This window comes from Bacteroidota bacterium (genome assembly GCA_034439655.1).
GTDB lineage: Bacteria > Bacteroidota > Bacteroidia > UKL13-3 > UKL13-3 > CANJUD01.
The window spans coordinates 1-7287 of sequence record JAWXAU010000025.1; the positions used below are offsets into that span (position 1 = coordinate 1).

Here is a 7287-nt window from a genome sequence, read left to right on the forward strand (position 1 = left end):
AATGACGGCTTCGACCTGAATATTGTCTCCGATTTCAACAGATTCTTCATTCACGAAGCGTGATACTCAGAATGACGGCTTCGACCTGAATATTGTCTCTGATTCCAACAGATTCTTCGTTCACTAAGCGTGATACTCAGAATGACGGCTTCGACCGAATGGCACTTACCACTTACCACTTACCACTAGTAATTTTCTTACGCATCTATCTTCGCATACTTCGCGTTGTGCTCAATAAATGCACGACGAGGAGGTACTTCATCACCCATTAACATACTAAATATATGATCGGCTTCGGCAGCACTGTCAAGAGTTACACGTTTCAAAGTACGAAATTCAGGATCCATAGTTGTAGACCATAGTTGCTCTGCATTCATTTCTCCCAAACCTTTATAACGTTGCACATTCACACTATCAGGATTGCCACCTTTGCTCAAGGTGAGAACAGCATTTTCCCTGTCTTGTTCTGTCCAGCAATATTGTTCTTCACGGCCTTTTTTAACTAAATACAAAGGAGGTGTTGCAATATATATATATCCAAATTCGATAAGGGCTTTCATATACCTAAAGAACAAAGTCAAAATCAAAGTTCTGATATGACTTCCGTCCACATCCGCATCGGTCATGATAATAACTTTATGATAACGAAGTTTAGCAAGGTTCAATGCTTTGTCATCATCTTCGGTACCAATAGAAACACCAAGTGCGGTGAATATATTTTTTATTTCTTCGTTTTCATATATTCTGTGCTCGAGTGCTTTTTCTACATTTAATATTTTACCACGCAAAGGCAAAATTGCTTGGAATTTTCTGTTACGACCTTGCTTGGCGGTTCCACCAGCCGAGTCTCCCTCCACTAAGTATATTTCACACATTGATGGATCTGTTTCGCTGCAGTCGCTCAATTTTCCAGGTAGTCCGCTGCCACTCATAGCACCTTTACGTTGCACCATTTCACGGGCTTTGCGTGCGGCATGACGGGCCGTAGCAGCCAATATAACTTTATTAACTATGGTGCGGGCTTCTCTTGGGTTTTCTTCCAAATAATTACCGAGCATTTCGCCCACTGCAATATCCACAGCACCCATCACTTCATTATTACCTAATTTGGTTTTGGTTTGTCCTTCAAACTGTGGCTCTTGCACTTTCACAGAAATAACACCAGTTAATCCTTCACGGAAGTCATCACCACTGATATCGAATTTCAAATTTTTGAGCATGCCTTCTTTGTCTGCATAAGATTTTAAGGTTCTTGTAAGTCCACGTCTGAAACCAGCTACGTGAGTTCCACCTTCTAAGGTATTAATATTATTTACATAGGAAAATAAATTTTCTGAGTAACCTGTATTATATACAATGGCAATTTCCACTGGCACACCTTGTTTTTCGCCTTCTATATAAATGGCTTCGGGAATTAATTTTTCACGCGTACCATCGATATATTCTACGAATTCTTTCAATCCACCCAATGAATGGAAGTGCTCAGAAAGTGGTTTGCCATCATCGTCCAATTCTCTTCTGTCCTCCAAGTTCAAATGAATTCCTTTATTGAGGAACGATAATTCACGCAAACGTGATTGTAATGTTTCGAATTTATAAGTGGTTGAAGTAAATATAGAATCATCTGGCAAAAAGTGCACTTCAGTACCTGTCTTGGTAGTGGTGCCAATTTCTTTTACATCATATAATGGTTTGCCGATTTCATATTCTTGTTGGTAAAGTTTACCATCACGATGCACGGTAACTTTCAATTGTTTTGAAAGGGCATTCACACAAGATACGCCCACACCGTGGAGTCCGCCTGAAACTTTATAATTGTCTTTGTTGAATTTACCACCGGCGTGTAATACGGTCATTACTACTTCCAGAGCTGAACGGCCTTCTTTAGCGTGCATGTCCACAGGTATACCACGACCATCATCTTCAACGGTGATGGAATTATCTTCATTGATAATTACCGAAATATTTTTGCAATAGCCTGCAAGGGCTTCGTCTATCGAATTGTCTACTACTTCATATACCAAATGGTGTAAACCTCTTACGCCCGTATCACCAATATACATCGATGGGCGTTTTCTAACTGCTTCTAATCCTTCTAGAACTTGGATATTGTCTGCGGTGTAATTTGAATTGTCTGTTTCTGTTGTCATTATAATAGTTTATTGATATATTTTATTGGGGTGTAAAATTAGGCTAAAACCCTCAATTGGCCATAGTTTGAATAGAGAAAACCTTAGGCTATTTTTCCACAATAAAGCAAATAATTTGGTGATATTTTTTAGGATAAAAAAATATTGAATTTGGCAAAGTAAGTATTATATTCCAAACGTGTAGTTAACATCATTTGATGAAGGTATTCCGATAGTTAGTGGAAAAGCAATCTGGTATAAAAACCTCCTATTTGACGAGATTGCTACGTTCCTCGCAAACCTGGTTAGACGCTTCGGCAATGACGGTATAGGACGCTCGCATTGACGGAAATATAAACCTAATTCACGTTGTACAAATGATATAATTTCTTGGTATTAATTTCAATATCAAAAAGGCTTAATTGAGCTGCGGTATTTGCCTCCAATGTTTTCACTTTTGCTATACCATTACATAATATATATAATTTCTCAGCAATATCATTGGGCTGTTCTGGATTGGCATATAAAGCAGTAGCTCCCGCTATTTCCTCAAAACATGAACCTGTAGAAGTAAGGCTTGCTTTGCCTCTTGCCATAGCTTCTACCAAAGGTATACCAAATCCTTCAAACAAACTTGGATATATACTGAACAAGCACGCATCATATAATAACGGCAAATGCTCATGCTGCACATAATCCAAATGTATAACGGGCAATTTATGTTCATGTATGTATTTCAGCACTTCTCGGTGGTTATCGCCCGAGCCACCGCATAGCACCAATGGTATTCTATTATTTGCTGACCAAGTTGCACATTGTTGCTTATATGCCTGCAGAAAATTTAAATGATTTTTACGCTTATCAGTTTTACTCACAAATAATATATATTTCTGTGGCAGATTATATACTTTCCTTACTTGAACAATTTCTTCTGCAGTACTTTTATCATAATAAATATCACTACAATTTTGATAAATAACTGCAATTTTTTCTGGATCAATATTGAAGAATTCCACAATATCTTTTTTTGTTTGTTCGCTCGTAGCCACCACATGGTTGGCCGTTTGGCACGCATGTTCAAATTTGCGTTTATAAATTCCACGATTGGTTGCCGTGAAAAAATCAGGGTGACGCAAAAATATTAAATCATGGATGGTAACAACAGTCTTGATACCCGTATTTTCAATTCCAACTGGTAACTCATTGCTAAGGCCATGATATACCTCCAACTTTTTTGTTTGGGCAAGTTTGGTACTGCCATAGCTACGCCACAATTGGTGAAAGGCTTGGTAAAAAATATTATGCGGCTTAAGGGTATGAATATGTTTATTTTTAAGCACAGGTTCCCAAAATTTCACAATATCCTGATCCGATTTTGGGGTGAACAAATAATAATCGTCATCAGGAAAATATTGTAATAAATTCTCAACCACCCTGCGGCTGTAGTTGCCTAGTCCTGTTATATTGTTAAACGCACGCTTCGCATCGAATCCTATTTGCATTGGGGGCAAAAATAAGGGGTAATTAGGAACTAGGAACTAGGAATAAGGAGCAAGGGCCATTCGGCTGAAAAAGTGCCTAATAGTAAGTGATAAGTGCCACTGGGATAATTATTATGATACGTAATTGATGGCAACGCTCACTTACTACTTACTCCTTATTCCTATTAGCCCCAGGCCAACCACACACATCAAAAAAGTAAACGCCGTTTGCCCGCCATGTATTACCATTGCTAATGCTTTGCCATAAGAGGATGGAACACTATATAATACCAATGCTGCCCCCACCAAGTAATGATAAGCTCCCATGCCGCCGCCGCTAATAGGTATAGAGCGACCGATAGTTCCTATGGTGCAAATGGTGAGGCCCGCCAACAAGGTGAGTGAGGAAGTTTCAGGGAACAAATAGAACCAACAATAGGTGAGCAAATAATAGCAAATCCAAATAAGTAAAGTATATAATATAAATTTATTTTTTTGTTTCAATGATATAATACTTCTGAGTCCACTGATAAAGTTTGCAAAAAAATTGTATTTGATAAGTTTTACATAACTATAATACATGAGAAATGCGAGAACCATAATTATTAGCAACAACCAAACCCAATTATTATATAAATTGTAAAAGGTATTTTCAAAACCTGCTTTCCACATATCATGGTAAAAAAAAGTATATACTTTTTCATATTGTAGTATAATGGTTAATGAAATTAGTAATAACAGCATCACGACATCAACAATCCGTTCAAGCAATACCGTTCCCAATGATATGGCCAAGGGTATTTGCTGCTTTTCTTTTTGCCACGTACAGCGAAAAACTTCGCCCAATCGGGGCACAAAAAAACTGATTCCATAAGCAAAGGAAGTGGCAATAAATGTATTGGAAAAAGTAGTTTTTTGCTCTGCTGCATTTAGTAATAAATTCCAACGCAAAGTGCGAATTATATATACTAAAATTGACACTGCCAATGCTGGCCAAACAACAATATAATTGCCGTTTGCTATATGAGTCTTTACTTCGACCCATTCGCCCTTGCTTAAAAATGTATATAATAAATAAGCTCCAAAAAGTACGAATAATAAAAATATAAATGTGTTGAATATTTTTATATAATTCATTAGAAAAAACTATGGTAGAAAATTATTTGATATTATGATATACTTTTTGCACATCATCGTCCTGCTCCATTTTCTCTACCATCTCCATTACCTCGGTTTCTTGTTCTTCGGTTAACTCCACAAAAGTATTAGCTATTCGCTCTAACTCTGAGCTCACAATGGGAAGATTTCTTTCCTCTAAGGCTTTTTGCATCAGGCTATAATCTTGAAAAGCGGTATATATAATAATTTGATTATCCTCTGCATCGATGAACAATTCTTCCAAACCACTATCTATCAAATCAAGTTCGATCTCTTCGGGGTCAAGTCCGGTTGCATTGAGTTTGAACATTCCTTTACGGGTGAAAATAAAATCGAGCGAACCCGTTTTGTTTAAAGTGCCTTCGGCTCTAGTCAAGTATGAACGAACATTTGCCACGGTGCGGTTGGTATTATTGGTAGCGGTTTCAAGCAATACCGCAACGCCGTATGGCCCATAACCTTCGTATATATGTTCTTCAAAAACCTCATCACTTTTCTCACTAGCCCTTTTAATGGCAGCTTCTATTCGGTCTTTGGGCATATTCAATCCCTTGGCAGTTTGCATGGCAGCACGCAATCGTGGATTGCCTCCAGGGTCAGGTCCTGAATTTTTAACAGCCATCGAAATTTCTCTGCCAATGCGGGTAAAAGCCTTGGCCATCTTATCGTAACGAGCAAACATCACATGTTTGCGTTTTTCAAATGCACGTCCCATATTGGGGCAAAAATAGTGGGAAATCGCAAAAAATAAAGAGGCTATTTTTCTAGAAGAAACAATCCGACCTTCATGAATCGTGAAAAAAGGATATTCAATTTTTTCTGTCATACTGCAAATGTTTATCATAAATCAGCTAAAATATTAAACAAATATCCCAATATATGAAAAATAGAAAAAGGTATTAATCAGTCAGGGGGTTTAGTATCTATTTTTGCAAAAATTATAATGACTCCATACACAGCAAACATCAATTATAAAGCCCTTATCGGTATTGCCCTGCCTATAATAATTGGAAGCATTGCACAAAGTACTATTTATATTTCGGATACAATTTTTGTAGCAAGGCTAGGCGAAACGCAATTGGCTGCTGTAGGTATCGGGGGTATATTGTTTTATTTGCTCACCACTATTGGAGCAAGTTTTTCCGTAGGATTTCAAATTTTACTTACACATTTCCGAGGTGAAAGGGGCCATACTTTCCATTTGACTAGATCAGTGGGAATATATATGGTTTTGGCTGGCGGTATTCTTGCTGCTACATTATATACTTTTAGCGGACCTATTACCAGTTTGTTAATAAGCAATAACGACTTATATAAATACACCAAATCCTACCTCGAAAATATTGCACTGGCGGTATTTTTTAGTTTTTTATACTTTTATCTCAGCGGGTTTTATAGTGGTTTGGGTAAAACAAAGGTACTACTTTTTTCTTCCTTTATGATGGCAGCTACCAATATATTGTGCAGTTACTTATTGGTATTTGGGAATGGTGGCTTTAAAGCTTATGGAATAAGTGGAGCGGCTATGTCGTCCAGTATAGCTGAGTTTGTAGGATTTGCTGTTTTATTGGTGTCAATATTATACAATTGGAAGGGCGAAAAACCATGGATAGATGCACAAGTAAAATACAAGCGGAACTATGTACAGATGTTCAATAAGTTCACCCTACCATTGGTATTCAAACAATTTGTAGAAACTATTGGTTGGTTGTTGTTCTTTATTATAATGGAACGTATTGGCGAACGTGAGCTTGCCGTATCTAATGTGATAAAAAGTATATATGCGTTTGTAACACTTCCAGCTATAGCATTGGCATCGGCCTTGCACACCTTGGTGGGTGGGCTTAAAGCAGAGAACAGAATAGCCGAAATTTCTCCTGTAATTCATAGAACTGCTGTCTTAAGTTTATTGGTTACCATCATGGCAGGGTTGCTTACCTACATATTTCCAAACGAGGTCATTCTTTTAATGACAGGCAACACCGATATCTTGCCCGATTTTAAAGATAGTATGTTGTCGATAATGGGTGTTTATATATGTTTTTCGTTATACTCCATTTATTATAATGGGGTAATTGGTTTTGGGGCATTGGCTTTCTCTCTGAAACTCGAATCTATTGCTATTGTAATCTATGTTATCGCTGCATTCATTATTGCATTTGAATTCGAATTGGGGTTATCAGCAATATGGGTTGCTGAAATTATATATTGGGTTATCCTGGGCTTGTTTTCCATAAGGTTTATTGTGACCCATATCTACAAAAAAGGAAATGAATATAAGAGATTTGTGCAGATGAGTGATGATTGACGATGTAGCTCGCCGAAGCGTGTACGATGTAGCTCGTCGCGGCGAGTGGCTGACGCTTGATTACTTTATACCAATTCTTAAACTATAATAGTTCTCCGTCTGTGGCGGATTGGTTTGTAGAATGGTAATGCCGAACTACATCCCGAAAGCCCCGCTTAATCCCGATAATTATCGGGATGCGGGGGATTAGTCCCTTTCTTTTGGACTATTA

The 7287-nt window shown here is 37.7% G+C and carries 5 protein-coding genes; 1 reads left to right on the forward strand and 4 read right to left on the reverse strand.

Annotation, left to right across the window (positions count from 1 at the left end; all coding sequences use genetic code 11):
* Positions 1-197 precede the first annotated feature (197 nt).
* From gyrB to SGJ10_01660, 4 genes are all read right to left on the reverse strand, one after another.
* A complete protein-coding gene (gene gyrB / locus SGJ10_01645; protein ID MDZ4756828.1) occupies positions 198-2150 on the reverse strand; it encodes a DNA topoisomerase (ATP-hydrolyzing) subunit B in 1953 nt (650 codons plus the stop codon).
* Positions 2151-2488: 338 nt separating this feature from the next.
* Positions 2489-3631: a glycosyltransferase family 1 protein gene (locus tag SGJ10_01650; protein MDZ4756829.1), complete on the reverse strand. Its 1143-nt coding sequence runs from the start codon at positions 3629-3631 to the stop codon at positions 2489-2491.
* 144 nt (positions 3632-3775) lie between these two features.
* A complete protein-coding gene (locus SGJ10_01655) occupies positions 3776-4747 on the reverse strand; it encodes a lysylphosphatidylglycerol synthase transmembrane domain-containing protein (GenBank protein MDZ4756830.1) in 972 nt (323 codons plus the stop codon).
* A 22-nt stretch (positions 4748-4769) separates the two neighbouring features.
* On the reverse strand, positions 4770-5483 hold the full coding sequence (locus tag SGJ10_01660) for a YebC/PmpR family DNA-binding transcriptional regulator (protein ID MDZ4756831.1): 714 nt from the start codon (positions 5481-5483) through the stop codon (positions 4770-4772).
* A 228-nt stretch (positions 5484-5711) separates the two neighbouring features.
* Here SGJ10_01660 and SGJ10_01665 point away from each other — a divergent pair, with 228 nt between their 5' ends.
* Positions 5712-7076 carry an MATE family efflux transporter gene (locus SGJ10_01665; protein ID MDZ4756832.1) on the forward strand — a complete coding sequence of 455 codons (1365 nt, stop codon included), beginning with the start codon at positions 5712-5714 and terminating at the stop codon, positions 7074-7076.
* The last annotated feature ends 211 nt before the right edge of the window (positions 7077-7287 follow it).